The following is a 21,133-nucleotide window of genomic DNA, read 5'->3' on the forward strand; positions in this document are numbered from 1 at the left end:
GCCTACTGGTCACCCAGGCCGAAGCTCCGCACGTCCACGGTCCGCATATCGAATTGCATTGGAGCAGCCGGAAGCCGCAAGTTGGCGTCGCCGGTCTCGGACTGCGCGCCGTCAGCGGTGCTCCCGGACGCATAGGCCTCGGCGTAGAGCGCATTGGCCAGGATCATTTCAGGATCGCCAAGAGTCCGCAGGTTGGCCATGTCCATCGGAACTCTCCAGATGGCGGGCGCCTGCGCTCCCGAATCTGGCGCGCTGTACAGTACTGCGCTGTCGTCGCTGTTGAAGCTTGGGACGGCAAGCGGCGCTGTTTGCGCAACAGGCGCGAAGTTCAACAACGACAGATCACCGGCAGACACGAGGGACTGGGCTTCCGGTCCATCCAACCCGGTCAGGACCTCCAGGCTGATGTGCTCCAGGCTCTGGTTGCCCATGGCCGGGCTGGCCAACGGCGTATCCTGCGCGGCAAGCGCATAAGCCTGCATGGATTCGAGGTTCGCGACGATTACCACCCATGCGGCAGTCCTTGTTCCGTCTTCTTCCTCTATTGGGGCCAAGACATCGAATGCCAAGGTATGCACGTCGGTTGCGAAATCGACCGAATTCACGGCCAGGAAGACGCTATTACCCGCTTCATCAACGAAGAGAACCGGGACCTCCTCGCCGGTCGCCACATCGTGAAGCACAAAGTGGTCGGCCAGCTCCCCGGCTTCGGTCAGGGGCACATAGGCCATCAGGCTGCCGTCCGGTGACAAAGCGACGCTGGCCACCTCACCTTCCAGACCGAGACAGTTCTCCTCCAGGCTGTCCATGTCGACCGTGCAGGCGTCGTGGTCCGCGCTCACGAAAGCCGCCAGCGAGCCGTCGTTGCTCACCGCCGGAGGAGCCAGGGCCGCCGGCGTCCGGGAAATGCGCTCGCCCTGCGGATCATCGTCCCTGGCCGGATCAAGGCGGCCGAGAGACCAGACGGCATCCTGCCCTTGTTCCGTGGCGAGCAGGAGGCAGACCATGGCGTCATCTGAGAAATCGGACGGGGGCGATGGCTGCGGCTCGACTATGCCCACGGCGGCAAAGGCAGCCTCCGTGGCGCGCACCTGGGCCGAATTCGAGCCGAAGATTTCCTCGGCCGAGGCCAGGCAGGCCAGGCGGGCGTCGAGGAATCGCGAAGCCGGCGGCATGTGCCTGGTCACGGCGCGGAAGAAGATCTCCTCCGTGTCCTCAATGCCGATGGCGTCGTCCTGGCCTTCGGCCAGAAGGTAGAATGCATGCGAGACAACCGTGCAGTTCCAGTGCACGGCCCCATTATCCGCCGCATAATCCTCACCCAGGAGCGGATCGTCCGGGGTGACCATCTCGTCTACATGGGAGGGATAAGGACGTCCGGGGACGATTTCCCTGGAGGCGGGGTCGGCTAGGCTACGTTGGAATCTTTCCGAAAAGACGGTGCCGCCGACCCAGTCCGTGGCGCCCATGGTTCTGGCTTCCACGGCGCACCCGAAAATATCCGCCCAAGCCTCGTGCAGGGCTCCGGACTCCCCGTAGTACAGAAGGCTTGAGGCGTAATCGACCACGCCGTGCGTGAACTCGTGGGCGACCACGTCCAGGCCGGCCACGGCCCGTTGTCCCGCGCCGAAGAAGAACGACTCCAATCCAGGATTCCAGCAGGCGTTGCTGAGAATCGAACCGCCCACGCGCACGTATGCCCGCACGGACATGCCCTGATCATCAATGGAATCCCGACCGTGACGCTCGAAGTAATAGTCGTAGGTTTCGGAAAGATTGTAGGCCGCGCTCACTCCATCCGGCAGCCAGCCCGAATCGGGGCTTGCGGACTCGACCAGACGGGGATTGAAGCCAAGAAGCGGATCTTGCCCCGCGAAGTCATGCACCGGGATGGCCCCGGATTCCATGTACTCCTCAATGCCCCGGAACATGGGCTTGCTCGTGTCCAGGAGATAGTAAAGCCCTTCGTCCTCCCACACGTTGAGGGGCACCGTCTCGCCCAGCAGGTCCTGGCCCGAGCCCGAAGGGTTGTCCTCCATGACCGTGTCGTAGGCCAGTAGAGCCTGCCGCGTCATGGCATCCACGAGAATCAGCCAGCGCGAGGCGACGGAGCGGTTCAGGATCACCTTCCAGGCCAACCGGGGCTGCGAGCCGCCGCCCATGTATACGATGAGCTCCGGCTTGCCTTCCAGGAGCGCCAAGGCGCTCTCGCCAGCAACTCCGTCCAGGACATCGCGGGCCTTGCTTTCGGCGGCGTCAGCCTTCACGAGCGGTGCCGTGCGCAGCCCCAGCGGAGTCGGAATGTATGCGCCCTCCATGAGATCGACGCGGCCTACCGGGTCCACGTGCACCAGGATCTCGGCGGGCCAGACCGGCAGGCCTTTGTAGCGCTGGGCGAAACGGAGTTGACGGCGGCCCAGTTCGTCAGTCGTGTAGGCCTGTAAGGCGAGTTCCCTGGCCGAGTCCTGCAAGCCGAGGATCTCCTCGCGGGACAGCAGGAACTCCATGGCCGCGGCAAGGTCGGCCTCCTTATCGGGCGCGGTTCGGAATCGCTCGGGATAGGCCTGGGGTCCCCGGTCGCCCAGGTTGACCATGATGCGCCTGGGCGTCCCGGCAGGCGAAATGAGAATTCCGCCATCGCCCGAATCCAGTTCCGATGCGTCGGCTCGTGCATCCGTCAGCCCTGCACAGGTCAACAGCATCAGGGCAAGCATGAGGATACGCATCAGCGGGTGACTGTTCGTAACCGGCAATGACATGACCTCTCTCCTTTCCCCCTGGCTTGGGCGGTATCGCCCGCAGCTCGACGGAGTCCTGGCGGTCAGTCCATACAGACAGCGAGCTTAGCCCGCCTCCATACTGCATCCGTGATGCCGTTTCTGTTGGGATTCAGCCCATCTCATCGAACCGGAATCGAATCACAGGGCGAATCCCGAGAACTGCCGCTTAGCGGAGTAGCTGCTCCGATCGGGTCGTAAAGCTTCCATGCGCGTACGTGCGAGAGCGGTTACAGCGGGTAGGTGGATCCGGAGGATAGAGAGCATTCCGAGCTGCGGAGAGAGTGCTTGAGTGTCGATGAATCCATGCTGCGCAACGGGGAGCACGAGCTTATGTAAAGCTTCAAGTGTAATTCAAATGCTTAAATGTTTTAATTTGTACTTTGCCTCCTAGGTATTATTCTTTTTTAAACTCGACAAGCCTTTCTTATCCCTTTGTACTCCATATTTTTCAAGTCAATAAAGTTGATACAACTTTACTATACACATGATAATCTGCTATATGGCCTGTTACTCCGATGGAAGTATTTATGTTTTTTAAAATAATAAAGTAAGACTCTTGCTTATAAACGCGTCAAACTATGTCCGACTTCTGCTGTTTTGGGTTCCACGGTAAATCGCGAGCTTCGGCACCTTGGTTTGACCATCTTTGTCACAGTTGTTGCCCTGTTGCCCGGGCATGTCGTCTCGTTGGCCATGCCCCCCGGCGGGCAAGCCTCGCCCTGCGTCGCCGAAAAGCGCGCCGGCTATCCGCCCAAGCGATGCCCGAACTGCCCGAACTGAACGAAGATTGAGAGGGGTATTACCGAGCAGCCCAGGCCATGCTTTGAGCATTAAAATTTCAAGTTCCGGGCTTTCATTAAACCGTGTTTCCGCCTATGGATGCTATATAGAACATGAACCAAGAGGACGGAAATGAACATTCTGCTCGTGAATCCCAGCTATCCGGACACCTTCTGGAGCTTCAAGCACGTTTTGCGCTTCGTCTCCAGAAAGGCAGCATTCCCGCCGCTCGGCCTGCTGACGGTGGCGGCCATGCTGCCTGGAGGCTGGGACAAGCGTCTCGTGGACCTCAACGTGGAGGAGCTCACGGACGAGCACATCGCCTGGGCCGACATGGTCTTCATCGGCGCCATGCTCGTGCAGAAGGAAGGAGCGCAGGAGGTTATCCAACGCTGCAAGGAGGCAGGCAAGCGCATCGTTGCCGGCGGGCCGGCTTTCACCTCATCGCCGCACCTCTTCCCCGGCGTGGACCACCTGGTGCTCAACGAGGCCGAAGTCACCCTGCCCCTGTTCATCCGCGACCTGGCCGCGGGCGAGCCCAAGCCGGTCTACACCTCGGATGAGAAGCCGGACATCACCAGGACCCCTGTGCCCATGTGGTCGCTCATGAAGCTCAAGAACTACGCGACCATGTCCGTGCAGTTCTCGCGCGGATGCCCCTTCAACTGCGAATTCTGCGACATCATCATCATGAACGGCCGAATGCCGCGCACGAAGACGCCGGACCAGATGCTGCGCGAGCTGACCTCGCTCAGGGCCGCCGGCTGGCGCGGGTCGGTGTTCATCGTGGACGACAACTTCATCGGCAACAAAGACAAGGTCAAGGAGTTCCTGCGCGCGCTCATCGCCTGGCAGAAGGAGCACCGCTACCCCTTCAAGTTCCTCACCGAGGCCAGCCTGAACCTGGCCCAGGACGAGCAGCTCATGACGCTCATGAGCATGGCCAACTTCCACAAGGTCTTCCTGGGCATCGAGAGCCCTTCGCCCGAGAGCCTCAAGGAATGCAGCAAGCACCAGAACACCGTCCTCGACCTGTCCAAGGCTGTTGACTCCATCCATGCCCACGGCTTGCAGGTCATGGCCGGCTTCATCGTGGGATTTGACAGCGACACGGACAAGATCTTCGATATCCAGATGGACTTCATCCAGAAGGTCGGCGTGGTCACGGCCATGGTCGGCGTGCTAACGGCCCTGCCGGGCACGCGCCTGTGGCACAGGCTCAAGGCCGAGAACCGGCTGCTGTGCGACACGAGCGGCGAGAACACTGACGGTTCGCTCAACTTCATTCCCAAAATGGGTGCGGACACGCTCCTGCAGGGCTACAGGGATCTCGTGAACTCCCTATATAGCCCGAATATCTACTACAAGCGCATCAACATGTTCCTGAGCAAGTACAAACCTACCGCGCGCGGCCGGCCGACTCTGTCGGACATGGCCGCATTCATGCGTAGTCTGTGGCTCATCGGCATGCGCTCGCGCGCCAGGCGGCACTATTGGCGGCTAATATTCAAAACCGGCTTCACGCGATTCAGATCGCTGCCCACTGCCGTGGATCTGGCAATCCAGGGATTGCACTTCGAAAAGTGCGCGCGCAAAATGCAGCAGTCCGAGAATGTCGCCTGTTAACATTTAGTGCGACCTGAAGCCATATAGCATGCAGAAAGCCTGCGGAGAGTTTCTTCCGCAGGCTTTTACATTTCATTCCTGGCCTTTATGCAACCGAGCCGGCGTGCTTATCCGTTCTGCATTGAACCGATGACGTAGCACCGCCCTGCGGCAGACCTTCCACTTCCTGTCCATCTTCTCGCCAGCTTGGTATCACCTCTGCATTGAGCTGTGTGGAGGTGATTATGTACAAGAAAACATCTCGATCCACGCGGCAGGATGCATCAACCGTAAACTACAGAGATATCTACGTCTTCATCTGCGATCAATATCGCAAGAACGGCAAGGTTCCTACCTTGAGCGAGATCTCCATGCGTCTTGGTGTGCAAAAAACGTATCTTGTCCGTTTCAACGCCTTCGTGAAGGCCATGGGCGTCGAGGTGGCTTCGCTGGCCGCGGGCCGTGTGCATATCCCTTGGCCCGTGGAGAACCTGCACGACGTGCTTGAAGCCTCGGATCTCTACGCCTGCCAGACAGGGCAACGTCCCAGTTTCGCCCAACTAGCCGAGGCCTTGAACATGGAGGAGGAGCAGCTACGGCAGATCACGCCCCGCAAGGCGTTCTTCGCACACAGCAAATCACTGGCCGAGCGGCGCAAGGCCCTGCGCTCGCGCCGCAGCAGGTTCTTGGGCATGGAAGGCATGGTCGTGCAGGAATCCGAGCGGCTCATGGTCTACTTCCGGGATGGCCATCTCCTGCGCAAACAGGCCCTGCCCCTCAATGCGACCAGTACCTTGGACGGGCTGCGCCTGGAGCCAGTCCGGCGGTCCCTGGCCAATGACCCGGATCGACCGAGCAGCCTGAGCCATACGGCCTGAGACAGCCCCGGCGTCGTGACGCGGCAGGGCGCGCCGCGAACACGTTCCGCAGCGGCTTTTCAGATTTCGCTTCTTGCCTAATTCGTCTCTCATGACCTGGTCCCAAGCGGGACATAATACGCATTTACCTTCGGCCTTGCCCTCTTCCATGGCCATTCCGGCCCGCAACGCCTTTTCTTCATCGCTACGCCGCCGAGAACCTTAGGGCGTCAACAGCCTCAGCAGTTCCCCGCCGTAAAGCACGCATGCCATGGCGCCCAGACTGAGAAAGGGGCCGTAGGGCACGATTGCCGGCTGCCCTGTGCGCTTGGAGCGCAGCGCGTACAGGATGCCCACGGGCAGTGCGGCCACGGAACCCACCAGCACGGCCATGGGCACGAGTTGCCAGCCGAGCCAGGCCCCGATGAGCAGCATGAGCTTCACGTCGCCCGTACCCAGGCCATCCACGCCGCGCAGGAATTTGTAGCTGACCTGGATGAGCTTGAACGCGCCGGCCCCGGCCAAGGCTCCCCAGGTCGCGTCGCTCAGGGCCAGGTCGGGCCGCAGGACCGCGAAGCCCAAAGCCAGGGGAAAACCGCTCAAGGTCAGTCTGTCCGGCAGGATGAAGTTGTCGAGATCGATGCCCGAGGCCACCAGCAGCATGCCGCCCAGTATCATGTGCCCCAGCCACTCCCAGCCAGGACCGAACTGGATCGCCAGCAGCAGCGCCCACAATCCCGAGAGCAACTCCACCAAGGGATACTTGAGGCTTATGCGCTCTCCACAGCCCTTGCAGCGGCCGCGCTGCCACAACCAACTGAGCACCGGCACAAGCTCCAGCGGCCCCAGCGTGCGTCCGCACAGCGGGCAGTGGGACCTGGGCCGCAGGATGGACAAGCCGCTTTCGTAGCGGGCGATGCACACATTGTAGAAGCTGCCCAGGATCAGGCCCAGGAGCGTGGCCAAAACCGGAAATGCGGCGTCGGGTGTCATGCTCGCTCCGGAAGGCGCGCGGCGTGCGGCGCGGTTATGGATCGAAGCTCAATAGGCATAGGGCTCACTGTCGCGCACTTCGAAGATATAGGGCAAGTCCGGCTCCACTACCTCCACGCGCTCGGCCTGAAAGATAAAGCCCTCGGCCAGGGCCGTGATGAACACGCCGTCTAGCTGCGGCGCCGAAGGCAGACCTTTGGCGGACTGCGGCATCAGGCGGCCATAAATTTTAAACCACTGGCCCGGCTCGTAGCCGGAGGGATCGTCCACCTTGACCCGCAGGCCCAGGCCCACGGCGTCGGCCAGACAGCAGCTCACGGCCACACGCACGAGGCCCACTTCGCCGCGGGCGTCCATCTCAGGCGTGCGGGCCACCAGGCCCTTCGTCACATAGCCCAGGGCCAGCTTGGCTGGGCTGGCCTCGACAGTCTCGAAATACAGCTCCGCCGTATTGATGCGCACGTACTCGCGGCCGTCCAGCTCGATCCTGGAGGGCTCCGGGGCCTGTCTGCCCCTGGCCGGACCAGTTAGCGCGGAGCCGGTCTGGGGCGAATACGTCGAGAATGCGCTGTCCATGTCCAGGCCGCCTTGTGGCGCAATGGTCATCTCAGGATCATGCATGGCCAGCAAGAGCACCAGACCTGCCATGACCAGGCCGCGCCAGGTTCCGGGCCGAGCGGCCGGCATCATGAACAGGGCGAAGGCGGCCAGTGTGATGCCGCAGCCGCCGGCGGCCGTGACCAGCTTGTACTTGGGGTTGAGCAGCAGCCAGTATGTATTGCTGGAAGCCAAGGCCAGCATGTACAGCCCGAGGGAAGCCAGCAGCATGGCCTCGGCTTTGGCCCACAGACGGGTAAGCAGGGTTCTAGCGCTCACCAGGAACCTCCCGGAAGCAGCAGGCCCAAGGCCATGCAGAGCACGAAAACCAGCAACGTCGGCACCACGACCAGTGCCGTGGCCAGGCGGTGATGGAATACGCCGTAGAACATGGCCAGCAGCTTCAGGTCCACCATGGGTCCCAGGGTTACGAAAGCCATTTGCGAGGCCCAGGGAAAGCCCGTGAAGGAGGCTGCCACGAAGGCGTCGGCCTCGGAGCAGATCGACAGCAGCACGGCCAGACCCATCATCGCCGCCACTGACAGGGGCAGACTGGACTGCAGGGGCGTGAGCAGCGACGAGGGCATGAACGTCTTCACCGCCGCGGCCGCCAGTGCGCCAAGGATAAGGAACTTGGCCATGTCCAGGAACTCCAGAGCCGTTCCTCGGGCCAGGCGCAGGGGCAGGGACCGGCCGTCCGCGCCATTGTCATGGTCGCAACCGCAGTCCGGTCCATGGACGTGTCCGCACACTTCGTCCATGCGCGGCAGCCCCACGGGGAAGGGATTGCCGCCGCGCAGCAACGCAGCGGAAGCCGTGCCCGCCACGGCCCAGCCCATGGCCGCGGCCGCCACGGCCACCACGCCGACCCTGGCCGCGAGGCTCGCCCAGCTGCCCTGGAAGGCCACCCAGGTGGAAAGTAGCACCACTGGATTCACGACCGGCGCGGCCAGCATATACGTTATGACCGTGTGCGACGGCAGTCCCTGGCGCAACAGCCGCCGGGCAACCGGAACCACACCGCATTCGCAGGTGGGCAGGACCAGACCGGCGAACAGGCCGACAAGAATGCCGCCCCCACGCGAGCGAGGGGCCGCACGGGCCAAGCGCTGGCCAAGAGAGGTCTCGCCGGCCACGGCCGAAACGAACGAGCCGAGCAACAAGAAGGGAGCTGCTTCCAGGACGATGGCGATAGCCAGGGAGATGAATATCTGACTGCTGCCGAAAAGGTTGTTCATGCGCTTTTGTCCAAGGAGTAGACCTGCGTGGCAGCTTTAGCCGCGAAAAGCAAGCCGGAGAGGTGGTTAAGGGCTGTTGACAACTCACGCGGCAAGGCTGCATAGGTAATGCAACTCAGTTGCATTCGCAAGCCCGCTTCTCCCATGGGAGGGAAATATGAAACGGATTCTGACCTGCTTCCTGCTGCTGACCGTCCTGCTTGCCTCGACCTTGGCCCAGGCCGAGGCCGTCGAGGTCTTCGTGAGCATAGTGCCCCAAAAGTACTTCGTGGAGCGCATAGCCGGCGACTTGGCCGAGGTTTCGGTCATGGTCCTGCCGGGCGCGAGTCCGCACATCTATGAACCAAAGCCCAGGCAACTGGCCTCGCTGCAGAGCGCCCGAGCCTACTTCACCATAGGCGACAGTTTCGAGCAGGCCTGGATGCCCAGACTCAAGGCCGCCAACCCCAATCTGCTCCTGGTGGCTACCGACAACGGTGTGCCGAAGATCCCCATGGCTGCCCACCCCCAAGGCGAGGAGCATGGGCAAGAAGCAAATCAAGCTGATGACGCAGAGCATGACCATGGCGGCCTGGACCCGCACATCTGGCTCTCGCCCAAGCTGGTCAAGATCCAGGCGGCCAATATCCTGGAAGGGCTCAAAGCCGTCGATCCCGAGAACGCCGCGACCTATGAAGCCAACTACCAAACCTTTCTGAGCGAGTTGGACGCCCTGGACGCACGCATCCGCGCCATCCTGGCGCCTGCGCGGAGCAAGGAATTTCTGGTTTTCCACCCTTCCTGGGGCTATTTCGCCCAGAATTACGGGCTTGTACAGGTGCCGATCGAGATCGAGGGCAAGGAGCCCAAGCCCGAAGAACTCGTAGAGCTGGCCGGCTTCGCCTCCAAACACCGCATCCGGGTCATATTCGTGCAGCCTCAATTCTCGCGCGCTACGGCCAATGTCGTGGCCAGGGAGATCAAGGCCGAACTAATCGTGGCCGACCCTCTGGCAGGCAATTGGGACCGGAACCTGATACAGGTCGCGGAGAAGCTCAGGCTGACCCTGCAGTAACCGAGAGTCCGGGGAGCCTTGGCGACCCGGGCTCTTGTCCGAACGAGGAAACGACATGTGCGTCGATTGCGACTATCCCACCCTGCTGCGCACGGCAGGGCTCTCGCCTACCTGCAACCGGCTGGCTGTTCTGGCCGTGCTCACGCGCTCGGCCGCGCCGCTGACCACGCGGGAAGTCCTGGACAGTCTGGACGCGAGCGCCGGCGCGGCCATGAACCGCGTGACCGTCTACCGCATCCTGGAGCTTTTGGCCCACAAAGGCGTGCTGACTCGCCTGGCCTGCCCCGATCGCGTGGATCGCTACTGTCTTGGCGTAAGTCCCTTGCATCCGAGCCATGCCCACTTCTACTGCCAGAAATGCGGGAACATGCGCTGCCTGCAACCCGACAGCGTGCGCCTGGAGACGGATCAGGACGCATCCCTGGGCCAGGTTGAGGCCGCGCAGGTGCTGCTGGCCGGCACTTGCTCCATCTGTCTATCGCGGCGGCAGTAAAAGCCCGCACAAAGGTCGCTGGCAGAAGGCCGGTGTGCTCAGTCGACAGAGCCACGGACGAGTGCTCCCTCCATCCCGCAACCTTCACCAACTTCCAGAGTTGCCGCGGAACTCCGCCGGCTGCGTCTAAACAAACGACTGGCCTGCGACACCTCTGTAGCTGCATCTCTCTCGCGCAGGGCAAGCATTCGTAAGCTTTACCTCCAATGTCATTTCTCGCAAGCAATCCTCCATCAGCCTTTTGCCTCCAGCTAACACCTCACGTATCCAAGCCCGCGTTGCATGCTTCGACCGGAGTCCTCCCGTGCAAGGCTCGGCATTCATATGCCGGAAAGCTAATTGCGCATCTGCCACTTACCTACTTTTAGAAAGTTGATTAACTAATCAATATCGATAGACCATGCATTATGCCAAAAGAAGCCCTATTATTTTTGTGCAAAAGTGGTTATAGTAAAGCCTTATGCATCCTTACGAAGGTTCGGATGGCCATCTGACATGAGCAGAACAGACAAGATGAAATTACACCGACAGGGAAGCAGAACCCTCATGCTCCGGCTCCGCAGAGCTCGGCAAGCCGCGCTCTGTCGGACGCGCCCGGCAATGCATGTTGTTGGACCTCCTGATGTCTCGTGTTTGCACAGCGAGAGCGAGGCCAGATATCGCACCCTCTTCCGGGCTGTCTCGGATTCATTGTTCGTAGTGCGACAACGGGACGGCCGCATCCTGGATGTCAACGAGGCAGCCGTTGCCCAATACGGCTACAGTCGGGAAGAATTTCTCGAAATGCATAACGTGGATGTTTCGGTCGAGCCGGTAAAGACGGCCGAGGCGACGCTGCAGGTTCGGAATCACATTCCTTTGCGCTACCATCGCAGGAAGGACGGCACGGTCTTCCCCGTGGAGATTACCGCCAAGACTGCCCAGCTTAACGCTGAAACCTTGATCGTGTCTTCCACGCGCGACATCAGCGAGCGCCAGCGTATGGAAGATGCCCTGCGCGACAGCGAGCAGCGCTTCCACGCCTTCATGGATACAATCCCGGCTCCGGCTTGGATAACGGACGAGCAGCATCGCTACTTATACATCAACAAACCCACAATGGAGCAGATGGGCGGCAGGCGGGAAGACTACCTGGGCAGGTCGACCTGGGACGTATTTCCCATAGGAGCACAACTTAACTCCTATATGGAGCATGCACGCAGGGCAATGCAGGCTGGACACCCCCTGCGGGAGGAGGCGGATTATCCGCTCACGGATGGCAGCCTGCGCCGCTGGGTGCGCTACATCTTCCCCATTCATACCGCCGACGGCCATAGGCTCATCGGCGGCGTAGCCTTCGACATCTCCGAGCGCAAACGCACGGAGGACGCCCTGCGCACCTCCGAAGAAAAATTGCGCAGCATCTTTGAGAACTCCTCCCTGGGCATCTTTCGCAGCACTCCCCAGGGCCGCTTCCTGGAAGCAAATCCCGCCACGGCCAGCATTCTCGGCTATTCCTCGCCCGAAGAATTCATACGCGAGGTAAAGGACATCGGCAGCCAAGTTTACGTCAATCCCGAACAGCGGGACGCCATCATGCGCATGCTGCTCGAAGAGCGCCGACAGCATGTCACGACCGAAATCCAAGTCAGGCACAAAAGCGGAAGCATCCTGACCCTGCGCATAAACATGCACCCCGTGTGGGACGAAAACGGCCGGCCGCGCTACCTGGAAGGCTTCGTGGAGGACATGACCGAGCGGGTGCGCATGGAGCGGGAGCTCCGGACCGCTAAGAGCGCAGCCGAGGCCGCCAACCTGGCCAAAAGCGATTTCCTGGCCACCATGAGCCACGAGATACGCACGCCCATGAACGGCATCCTGGGCATGGTCGAGGTGGCCATGCGCCAGGAGTCATCGCCGGCCGTCGCCCAAAGCCTGCGGTTGGTGCGTCAGTCGGCCAGGGCTTTGCTGGACATCATCGGCGACATCCTGGACTTCTCCAGGATCGAGGCCGGCAAGATGGAGCGCAAGGAACAACGCTTCCTATTACGCGAACTGCTGCGCCCCACCCTTGACCTCCTGGCCCAAACCGCCGTTGACAAGGGCCTGCGGCTGAGCAAGCACCTCGCCCGGGATGTGCCCGAGGCTCTGCTGGGCGACGCGGCTTCCCTGCGCCAGGTGCTCGTCAACCTCCTGGGCAACGCGATCAAGTTCACGCACGAGGGCGAGGTGGCTTTGGATGTGGATTTGGCGGAGCCCTCCGCCAAGGACAGCGGATACGTGCGGCTGCGCTTCACGGTCAGCGACTCCGGCATCGGCATCCCGGAAGACAAGCTGCAGACCATCTTCGAGCCGTTCGGCCAGCTGGACGGCGCGAGCTACGCGGGAACCGGCCTGGGTTTGTCCATCTCCGCCAAGCTGGTGGCCCTGCTGGGCGGCAGGCTGGAGGTGCGGAGCACGCCCGGCAAGGGCAGTCGATTTTCCTTCGACGCCGAATTCAGTCTGGATAAGGAAGCACGGGAATGCGCCCAAGAAGAGCGCGGTCCAATAATCGACAGGCCGCTGCGCATTCTGGTAGCCGAAGACAACGCCATCAGCAGGCTGGTGGCCGAGGAGCTGCTGCGCAACATGGGCCACCAGGTGCTGGCCGTGATTGACGGCAGGCAAGCCGTTGAGGCCCTGTCCCGCGAGCGTTTCGATCTGGTGCTCATGGATGTGCGCATGCCGGGCCTGGACGGCCTGGAGGCCACGCGCATCATCCGCCACGCGCCTCCACCCGGCGTGGACCCAAAGGTGCCCATTGTGGCCCTTACAGCGCAGGCCATGGCGGGTGATCGCGAACGACTCCTGGAAGCCGGCATGAATGACTACCTGCCCAAGCCCTTTGATCCCGTTGTGCTGGAAGCGGTGCTGGAGCGAGTGAGCCGCACAGGCCGAAAGGAGCAGGACTGCCAAGCGCCCGACCCTGCTGTTTGAACTACGGCCCGATTCCTGCTAGTCTCTTTTTGCCGCTTCCTGCGGTTCCCAACAGACTTTACGATTCGAAAGGGAGAACAATGGCCGAGGAGAACTGGCTTCCCCTGGCTGAGTTGGCCCGGCGTAGCGATATACCCGAGACGTCCGCGCGGCGCTACGCCAGGCTTTTCCTGAACGCCCTGCCGCACAGGCGGGAGGGGCGCGCCTTGCTCTATGCTCCGCAGGCAGGCGCGGTCCTGGCCCGGATCGGCCAGCTCTTCGCCGAAGGCTGCACCGCCGGCCAGGTGCGTGAGGCATTATACGCCGAGTTCCAGTGCATCGAGGTGAACGCAATGCAAGACAGGGCAAACATTCCCGCCCATGCCGACCGCCGTCCCAGCCCGCAAGGCGAAGACATTCGGAGCAGGCTGGCCGAGTTCCTGCGGCATGTGGTCGATCAAAAAAGGGCCATTACCTCCCTACGCGACGACTTCGGCCAAGTGCGGCGCGAGCTGGCCGAGGAGCGTGCCTGCCGCCAGGCCTTGGAGGACGAGAACCGCAAGATCAAGAAGATCCTGCTCGTGCTCATGCGCCAGCGCAAGGCGGCCATCGAGGCAGGGCCAAGGCGAGAGGAAGACCAGGACCTGCGCGCCAAGCTCAGCGTGCTGGAACAGGAGCTCGTCAGGCTGCGCAAGGACCGTCGGGAGCTGGAACGCTATCTCTTGGAGAAGATCGGCAAGGAAGACTAGATTTCAACGTAGCGGTCTGACCCCGCCCGAATGGACAGTCCCCGAATGGACGCCAAAGCCGTGCCCGCTGGACATGCAACGGCTCACGGTGCGAGCATCACCAGCTCACGAACTATTCCGAGCGTACGGCTGTAGTGCGATATGTTCCGGCAGGAATCTGCCGGAAGGCGGAGCCTTGCAGGGCTTCGACACTGTAGATTAAAACTTCCTCAAGAACTTTGGTGCAGCCTGGATCTTCTGTGCAGCACCAACTGGGCCCGGCTTCAGGGCGAAGACTTCCCTCTTGAAGATGCGGTTGAAGAACGTCTTCTCACGTGCGTTCAGGATGCGATTTGCATCGATGAAGCCGTTGCGCTGCAGACCAGCATGGCGGTTCATGGTTATCCCTCCCCAGAATGCAAGTATCACTTGCGGCAAATTCCCTGTGCGAGTTTTCATATCCCGGCTTAACGACTATTTCAACACAAATATGTTTCACGCCGTATCCGAGTACATGAAAAATTGCATGTTTCATGCGGGCCTGACAAGACACGGCAGGCGTTTCACGCAATTTCTCTGTGCATACAGACCCTTGGGACCTTGTGAAACATATGCTAAACGCCCATCGTCCATTGCCACCACGTATATCCGCCCATCCTTCCATTGAATAACCGATCGATTGTCCGCCACCACACAGGCAAGGAAATAGGACTTCCACCCCGCCAGCAAGGGACGTATACTCCCGCCTGCACCGGCAACGGAGCATACAGCGCAGGAGGAATCGTCATGAGCAGGCAGCACCCGCAACTCTCCATTCTAAGCCCCCATTCCCCCATCGGCCGCCTGGAGGTGGAGATAACCATGCGACTGACCCATACGATCCTGCGGCTGGGCCGCTCCCGTTTGCGCCTTATCCTGGCTTACCAGCCCACTGTTCCGAGCCTGAACTGACCGACCGTCCGCACCGTTTCCAGATTTCGCCATCCCGCCGCGTCCATCCGAGTTGACAAAATTCCGTCAACCCGGAAAGCTCATCGATGATGCCAGCCCCCGCAGTATCCGTCTGGCTGCCGGAAAACCTGTCCGGGTTTTCCAACCTGGCGGTAACGACACGGAGCCCCATTCTTGCCACGGATGATTCACATGAGGCGGGCGTTCCCGGCCTTGCGGCCATCACGGAAGGGATTCGCACACTATTTACCCGACGGATGCAGCCCGGACGCCCCTAAGCGGCCGGACCGCTCCCGACGCATCTCTTATCCGCGATGGTTGCAGCGTCATGCGGCGGCCTTGTGCGTGCTGCTTACGCTGCTGACCTGGGGGGCGACGGCCTGGGGGCAGGTCACTGTGCAGGCTCCACGGGATGCCGCCGAACCCGCCCGCCCCATCCCCCTGGAGTCCGCGCCGGATGACCGGCTGGAAACGCGCATCCGTCAGACCTTTTCGCATATCGAGGCATTCCGGGGCATCCAGGTCGATGTCACCGACGGGGTCGTGCGCCTGTCCGGAGCGGCAGAGCGGGCCAGCGCGGCTCAAAGGGCCGAGGAGCTGGCCTCCAGGTTCGAGGGCGTGGCCCATGTGGTCAACGATGTACAGGCCCAGGCCGAGCTGGAACGCCGGCTGGCCCCGGCCCTGCGCCGCCTGGGAGAGCTCTGGGACAGCCTGCTGGCCTCCCTGCCCATTCTGGGCGTGGCCCTGGCCGTGCTGCTGGCGTTTGCCGTGCTGTCCCGTCTGCTGTTACGCTGGGACTGGCTCTGGGAGCGTATGGGCGCTGGTTTGCTCCTGCGCAATATCCTGCGCAACCTGACGGCCACGCTCGTGATTATCGTCGGAGTGCTACTGGCCTTACAGCTCCTGGACCTGACGGCCCTGGTGGGCGCGGTGATCGGAGCGGCAGGCCTGTTCGGCTTGGCCTTGGGCTTCGCCTTCCGCGACGTGGCCGAGAACTACCTGTCCGGCATGCTGCTCGGCCTGCGCAGCCCCTTCGGGATCGGCGACTACGTGGCCGTGGGCGACCTGGAGGGCAGCGTGCTGCGCCTTACCTCGCGCGAGCTGATCCTGATCACCCTGGACGGCAACCACGTGCGCATCCCCAATGCCGAGGTATTCAAGAGCACCATTATCAACTACATGCGCAACCCGCTGCGGCGCTTCGGCATCGAGGTGGGCGTTGGCACCGGCGAGGATTTGCGGCGCGTGCAGGAGCTGGGCTGCGCCGCCTTGGCGGCAATGAAGGGCGTGATGGAGGACCCGCCCCCGGTCATGTTCGTGGAGAGCCTCGGCGAGTACAACGTCATCGTGCGCTTCCACGGCTGGGTGGACCAACGCCGATACGATTTCCTCAAGGTGCGTAGCGAGGCCAAGCGCATCCTCAAGGCAGCCCTGGACGAGGAAGGCGTGGTCATGCCCATGCCCATGCGCGACATCCTCGTGCGCAGGCCGAAACAAGCCGAAGCCGAAACCGTGACGCCTCCCCCAACCAAGCCCGCAGCCAGGCAGTCCGGCAAGCCTCCCGTCAAGGACGAGGCCCGCAAGGCCGATGTGAGCCGCGAGGAGCACATCGACAAACAGATCAGAGACGAGCTTGCCGCCTCCAGCGAGGAAAATCTGCTGCAAGGCCAGAAAGAGGTCGGTAAAAAGCACTCGCGTTGATCACGCCATCTCCGCAACTTGACTGAAACGCGCACTGACGGCTAGTTCTGCGCCATCCTTGCGCGCTTGATTTTCACCGCTCTGGGAAACACTCGACGATTTGTTCTCCGCCGACGGCGGCGAGCGCACGCCATAGATCATTATGCGGCCATGTCCGACAAGGCTGCGCAAACATTAAGGGAGGACGGCAATGGCAGCGGAGCCACTGCTCGGAAACACACTCGGCACGCACCTCAGCACGGCAGGCGAATGGCTGCTTTCGAGCGGTCTGCGCATCGTGCTCGTCGCGGCGATCATGTACGTCGCATTGCGCGCCGCGCGCATCGTGGCCTTGCGCCTGTTCACGCTCTTCGCGGACAAGGACGACATCGAGATGAAGAAGCGTGCCGACACGCTGTCCTCGGTGGTGCGCGTGGGCCTGACCATTGCCATCATGGCCGTGGGCCTGGTGAGCATCCTGGGCGAACTGGGCGTGCAGATCGGCCCGGTCCTGGCCGCGGCCGGCGTCGTGGGCTTGGCCGTGGGCTTCGGCGCCCAGCAGCTCGTGCAGGACGTCATCAGCGGCTTCTTCATCCTGCTGGAGGACCAGATTCGCGTGGGCGACGTAGTGGAAATCGCGGGCAAGAGCGGCCTGGTGGAGCGCGTCACACTGCGCACCGTGGTGCTGCGCGACATGACCGGAAGCGTGCATTACGTGCGCAACGGCCAGATCGATACGGTAACGAACATGACCAAGGATTTCTCGTACTACGCCATGGATATCGGCGTGGGATACCGCGAGGATGTGGACCAGGTCATGGAGGTCATACGCGAAGTTGCAGCGGAATTGTGCGCCGACCCGGAGCTTGGGACGGACATCCTGGAGCCCATCGAGATCCTGGGCCTGGACAAATTCGCGGACTCGGCCGTGATCATCAAGGCGCGGCTCAAGACCAAACCCATCCGTCAGTGGGCTGTGGGCCGCGAGTTCAACCGCCGGCTCAAGAAACGCTTCGACGCCGAGGGCATAGAGATCCCCTACCCGCACGTGACCATGTATATGGGCCAGGACAGGCAGGGCGACGCTCCGTCATTGCTCATGAAGATCAAAAAGGAAGACGAGAAGGCCTGATCGGCCTGACGACCGGAGCGGACTGATAGATCTGATTGGCCTGTTCGGGCCGGGCGGCGCACTGGCTGGCAAAACCCTTGCGCATGCGGTCCGCGCCGAATCAAGCGCAGGCCGTCAACGGATGAAGTAGCCCGCCACGCGCCACCGCCCGTTTTCGCGGCACAGGGTCAAGGTTTCGGTGGTATAGGGAACTTTATCGTAGACCGCGCCGAAGAGGATGACCAGACACTCGCCTGCCGCGCCGGTCGGGCCGGTTTCGCGCGCATCGAGGGGCTTGCGGCTGGTGTTCGCGCCGAGCTCGCTCCGGGCTGCGGCCATGCGCCGCGCCCATTCCGCCTTGCCCAGACCCTGACGAAAGTCCCTACCGGCCTGTGTCCAGCTCTCGGCGTACTTGCCTGCATCCAGAAGCACCAGCCAGTCCATGGCTGCATCCAGGGCATCGGCGGGCACGCCGGGGCGCGCCGCGTATGCCGGCCCGTTCAGCGTCAGGAAAAACGACAAAAGCAGGACTACGGTCAGAGCCGTAGCGCAAGCTCCGGCCGCACGCAAAATCAGCCCCCGGCCGGACGTGCCGGCGACCGGCCGGGGAGCAGCAGCATGCCCAACACCCGAAGGCATCAGGCTTGGGAGATTTCCACGAGCTTGAGGTCGAACATGAGATCCTTGCCGGCCAGGGGATGGTTGGCGTCCAGGGTTACGGTATCGTCGGTGATGTGCGTCACGGTGACGGTGGTCGCGCCGCCGTCCTCGCCGCGCAACTGCAGCATCTGGCCGACCTCGGGCTGGATGTCTTCCGGAATCTGCGCCTTCTGGATCTCGATGCGCATTTCCTCGTTATAGTCCCCGTAGGCCTCGCCGGAGGGGATGGTGACTTCCTTGCTCTCGCCTTCCTTCATGCCGACTATGGCTTCCTCGAAACCGGGGATGACCATGCCGCCGCCCACGGTGAACTCCAGAGGGTCGCGTTCGAGGGACGAATCGAAAACCGTGCCGTCTTCAAGCTTGCCCGTGTAGTGAACCTTGACGGTATCGCCGTTCTTCGCCTGCGCCATATGTTTCCTCCGCTGCGCCGGGGCGGCCCCCGGACGGTTGTTTGTTTGGCAGACAGAGGCAGCTGCGGCCGCCGGCCTGCAAATCAGGGCAGCCTACTCCAGGGTGATGGGCTGGGCAAACATTTTCCGGGTGGCGCAGCCCGCCCGCTCAAATGTAAAAGGCGCGGCCTCCGTGCGGAAACCGCGCCTGCGCTTGCTCAATGAATTCGCGTGATCGCCCGGCTCAGGGCGAACTGCCTCTGAGGCCAGAAGGAGGCAACGCCATCCCCGGTTCTTATGCGCTCTGCTTCAGCTCGCCTTGTCCGTACGCTGACCCTTGTGCAGGGCCAGGAACTGCGTGGCGGCCTCGACACCCATGTGCTTGCCCAAGGTTTTGGGATCGGTCTGCAGCAGATCGACCAGGATGAGCCCGTCCAGGGCGCCGGCGAACTCGGGGTCCACGTTGAAGGCCAGAATCTTGCCGCCGAGTTTCAGGTACTGACGCAGGAGCACGGGCACGCCCTTGCGGTCCTTTTCTATCTCGCTGATGAAGTCGCCCAAATCCTCGATGTTGCAGCACAGCCGGCACAGCTCGCGCCAGTTGGGGCCGGCATCGAGCCTGGGCGGCAGCTTGGCCTTGACCATGCCGCCCACCCGCTCGCGGGCGTGGGTGTTCAGGAACTTCACCATCAGGGCCTTGGAGAACGGCGCGTAGCTGTTGGAGATGCTCACCGGACCGAACAGGTAGCGGTACTGCATGTTGCGGCCCAGAAAGATGCCGATGCCCTTCCACAAAGTGAGCAGCGGAAGGTAGCTCTTCTGGTACTTCTTGCGCACGAAGGAGCGGCCCAGCTCCAGGGCAGGAGAGATCTGCTCCAGGAACTCGCGCCTGTAGCGGAAGAGCGTGTTGGTGTAGAGCCCGCTTGGCCCGACACGCGCCAGGATTTCGTCCGTGGGGCCCAGACGGTAGGAGCCGGCGATCTCGCGGTCCTGACGATGCCATAGGCACAGGTGCCAGTAGTAGTCGTCGTACTGGTCCAGATCGCTGGCCTTGCCCGTGCCCTCGCCCACCTCGCGGAAGGTCTCTTCGCGCAGCCGCCCCAACTCGAGGACCGTGTTGGGCAACTCGCTTCGCCGGCCCAGGAACAGGGTATATTCGTTGTTCTCCCAAAGGATGGATTTTTTGGACAGGCTGGCGATCTCGGCCTCGATGAGGGCCGGAGCCACGGGCGGGGCGATGGGCTCGCCGACCACGGCCTTGCGCGCGATTCGGGCCGCCGGGGCGACCTCCGGCTTGCGGTGCTTGAGGATGTAGGTGCGCTGGCGCAGGAAATCCACCAACTGCTCGTCCGTATCGAAGCTCTCGAACTTGGAAGGCTGAATGAGGCTGCCGATGCGCACGTCGATGACGCCCTCCCGCCGGTTGAGCAGTTCGCGCGGGAGCATGGCCGTGCGCAAACGGGGGTGGATGAGGCCGAGCATCTGGAAGAGCGGGCTGTTGCAGCCATCGAAGTACACGGGCAGCACGGGCACGCCTGCCTTGCGGGCCATGCGCGCGATTGTAGTGCTCCACTGCGGGTCCTCCACGCTGCGCTTGCGCACGTTGAGCGAGGAGACTTCGCCGGCCGGGAACACGCCGAGCATGCCGCCGCTCTTGAGCCAGCGCAGGCTCTCCTTGAGCGGGCCGATGTTCCTTTTGTGGGAGCCGCCGGCCCCGAAGGGGTCCACCTGGATGAGCAGCTCGCGCATCTCGGGAATCACGGACAGCATGTAGTTGGCCATGAGCTTCACGTCCGGCCGAGCGGAGCGCAATACCGAGCCGAGCACCACGCCCTCGATGGCTCCGAAGGGATGGTTGGCCACTACGAGCACCGGCCCTTGGGTCGGGATAAGCGAAGCATCCTCGAAGGAGAGGTTTATGCGCACGCCCATATGCCGGAGCGAATCGGTCATGAAAGTGGGCAGATCGCGCTTGTCCACGGCGGAATAGATGTCGTTCAGCTTGGACAGGCAAAGCAGCCTGCTGAGAGGCGGTCTGACCAGATGGAAGAGCCGCTTCTTGATGCTTCCCCGGATCGGGACGTCGAGACGCAACAACTTTTCCTGATGTGCCTGTGGCATGGAATCCCCTGCAAGACGGTTATTATTCGCCGTATGATTCAGGTCTTCGACCAGGCATATGCCGCTTCGACTGTTACGGTTGCGTCGCGATCAATTTACTATTGCATGCTGCTTTGCGATGTTTGATGATTTTTCGCTGTTGGGATGGCCAGCGTTTTG

General features: G+C 62.0%; 17 protein-coding genes. 9 read left to right on the forward strand and 8 right to left on the reverse strand.

Going from position 1 to position 21,133, the window contains the following annotated elements; all coding sequences use genetic code 11:
• Positions 1-2: 2 nt before the first annotated feature.
• The gene (locus H585_RS0105705; protein WP_027367116.1) at positions 3-2,759 is read right to left on the reverse strand and encodes a M4 family metallopeptidase; all 2,757 of its coding nucleotides are present in this window, start codon (positions 2,757-2,759) and stop codon (positions 3-5) included.
• 933 nt (positions 2,760-3,692) lie between these two features.
• Between H585_RS0105705 and H585_RS0105710 the strand changes: the two genes are divergently transcribed.
• Together H585_RS0105710 and H585_RS0105715 are read left to right on the forward strand one after the other, a co-directional pair.
• Positions 3,693-5,186 carry a B12-binding domain-containing radical SAM protein gene (locus H585_RS0105710; protein WP_027367117.1) on the forward strand — a complete coding sequence of 498 codons (1,494 nt, stop codon included), beginning with the start codon at positions 3,693-3,695 and terminating at the stop codon, positions 5,184-5,186.
• Positions 5,187-5,410: 224 nt separating this feature from the next.
• Positions 5,411-6,043, forward strand: a complete 633-nt coding sequence (locus H585_RS0105715) for a hypothetical protein (protein ID WP_027367118.1) — start codon at positions 5,411-5,413, stop codon at positions 6,041-6,043.
• A gap of 201 nt (positions 6,044-6,244) precedes the next feature.
• Here H585_RS0105715 and H585_RS0105720 read toward each other — a convergent pair whose 3' ends face one another.
• The 3 genes from H585_RS0105720 to H585_RS0105730 are packed head-to-tail and all read right to left on the reverse strand — an operon-like array spanning position 6,245 to position 8,850.
• A complete protein-coding gene (locus tag H585_RS0105720) occupies positions 6,245-7,015 on the reverse strand; it encodes a prepilin peptidase (protein WP_027367119.1) in 771 nt (256 codons plus the stop codon).
• Between the two features lie 48 nt (positions 7,016-7,063).
• The gene (locus H585_RS0105725) at positions 7,064-7,891 is read right to left on the reverse strand and encodes a TIGR03943 family putative permease subunit (protein WP_027367120.1); all 828 of its coding nucleotides are present in this window, start codon (positions 7,889-7,891) and stop codon (positions 7,064-7,066) included.
• The gene (locus tag H585_RS0105730; protein WP_027367121.1) at positions 7,888-8,850 is read right to left on the reverse strand and encodes a permease; all 963 of its coding nucleotides are present in this window, start codon (positions 8,848-8,850) and stop codon (positions 7,888-7,890) included. The genes H585_RS0105725 and H585_RS0105730 overlap by 4 nt, the downstream gene beginning before the upstream one ends.
• Positions 8,851-9,007: 157 nt before the next feature.
• On the opposite strand from H585_RS0105730, the gene H585_RS0105740 reads away from it, so the two are divergent.
• The 4 genes from H585_RS0105740 to H585_RS0105755 all read left to right on the forward strand — a co-directional run bounded on the left by H585_RS0105740 (position 9,008) and on the right by H585_RS0105755 (position 14,080).
• Positions 9,008-9,904 carry a metal ABC transporter solute-binding protein, Zn/Mn family gene (locus H585_RS0105740; RefSeq protein ID WP_027367122.1) on the forward strand — a complete coding sequence of 299 codons (897 nt, stop codon included), beginning with the start codon at positions 9,008-9,010 and terminating at the stop codon, positions 9,902-9,904.
• A 55-nt stretch (positions 9,905-9,959) separates the two neighbouring features.
• Positions 9,960-10,397 (forward strand): Fur family transcriptional regulator, encoded by a 438-nt coding sequence (locus H585_RS0105745; protein WP_027367123.1) that lies wholly within the window; start codon positions 9,960-9,962, stop codon positions 10,395-10,397.
• Between the two features lie 600 nt (positions 10,398-10,997).
• On the forward strand, positions 10,998-13,352 hold the full coding sequence (locus H585_RS0105750) for a PAS domain S-box protein (RefSeq protein ID WP_027367124.1): 2,355 nt from the start codon (positions 10,998-11,000) through the stop codon (positions 13,350-13,352).
• Between the two features lie 80 nt (positions 13,353-13,432).
• Positions 13,433-14,080 (forward strand): hypothetical protein, encoded by a 648-nt coding sequence (locus tag H585_RS0105755; protein ID WP_027367125.1) that lies wholly within the window; start codon positions 13,433-13,435, stop codon positions 14,078-14,080.
• A 198-nt stretch (positions 14,081-14,278) separates the two neighbouring features.
• Here H585_RS0105755 and H585_RS0105760 read toward each other — a convergent pair whose 3' ends face one another.
• Positions 14,279-14,458 (reverse strand): hypothetical protein, encoded by a 180-nt coding sequence (locus H585_RS0105760; protein WP_014259759.1) that lies wholly within the window; start codon positions 14,456-14,458, stop codon positions 14,279-14,281.
• 387 nt (positions 14,459-14,845) lie between these two features.
• Here H585_RS0105760 and H585_RS23460 point away from each other — a divergent pair, with 387 nt between their 5' ends.
• The 3 genes from H585_RS23460 to H585_RS0105775 all read left to right on the forward strand — a co-directional run bounded on the left by H585_RS23460 (position 14,846) and on the right by H585_RS0105775 (position 17,822).
• Positions 14,846-15,010, forward strand: coding sequence for a hypothetical protein (locus H585_RS23460; RefSeq protein WP_005988807.1), 165 nt, complete (start codon positions 14,846-14,848; stop codon positions 15,008-15,010).
• A gap of 345 nt (positions 15,011-15,355) precedes the next feature.
• Positions 15,356-16,711: a mechanosensitive ion channel family protein gene (locus tag H585_RS0105770; protein WP_244432486.1), complete on the forward strand. Its 1,356-nt coding sequence runs from the start codon at positions 15,356-15,358 to the stop codon at positions 16,709-16,711.
• 190 nt (positions 16,712-16,901) lie between these two features.
• Complete coding sequence (locus H585_RS0105775; protein ID WP_027367127.1) at positions 16,902-17,822, forward strand: mechanosensitive ion channel family protein; 921 nt, start codon at positions 16,902-16,904, stop codon at positions 17,820-17,822.
• Positions 17,823-17,936: 114 nt separating this feature from the next.
• Here H585_RS0105775 and H585_RS0105780 read toward each other — a convergent pair whose 3' ends face one another.
• From H585_RS0105780 to H585_RS0105790, 3 genes are all read right to left on the reverse strand, one after another.
• Entirely contained in the window at positions 17,937-18,440 is a 504-nt protein-coding gene (locus H585_RS0105780; RefSeq protein WP_027367128.1) for a DUF4019 domain-containing protein, read from the reverse strand.
• The gene (locus H585_RS0105785) at positions 18,440-18,874 is read right to left on the reverse strand and encodes an FKBP-type peptidyl-prolyl cis-trans isomerase (protein ID WP_014259755.1); all 435 of its coding nucleotides are present in this window, start codon (positions 18,872-18,874) and stop codon (positions 18,440-18,442) included. The genes H585_RS0105780 and H585_RS0105785 overlap by 1 nt, the downstream gene beginning before the upstream one ends.
• A gap of 288 nt (positions 18,875-19,162) precedes the next feature.
• Positions 19,163-20,974: a lysophospholipid acyltransferase family protein gene (locus H585_RS0105790; protein WP_027367129.1), complete on the reverse strand. Its 1,812-nt coding sequence runs from the start codon at positions 20,972-20,974 to the stop codon at positions 19,163-19,165.
• Positions 20,975-21,133 lie beyond the last annotated feature (159 nt).

This window comes from Desulfocurvibacter africanus subsp. africanus DSM 2603, from assembly GCF_000422545.1.
GTDB lineage: Bacteria > Desulfobacterota > Desulfovibrionia > Desulfovibrionales > Desulfovibrionaceae > Desulfocurvibacter > Desulfocurvibacter africanus.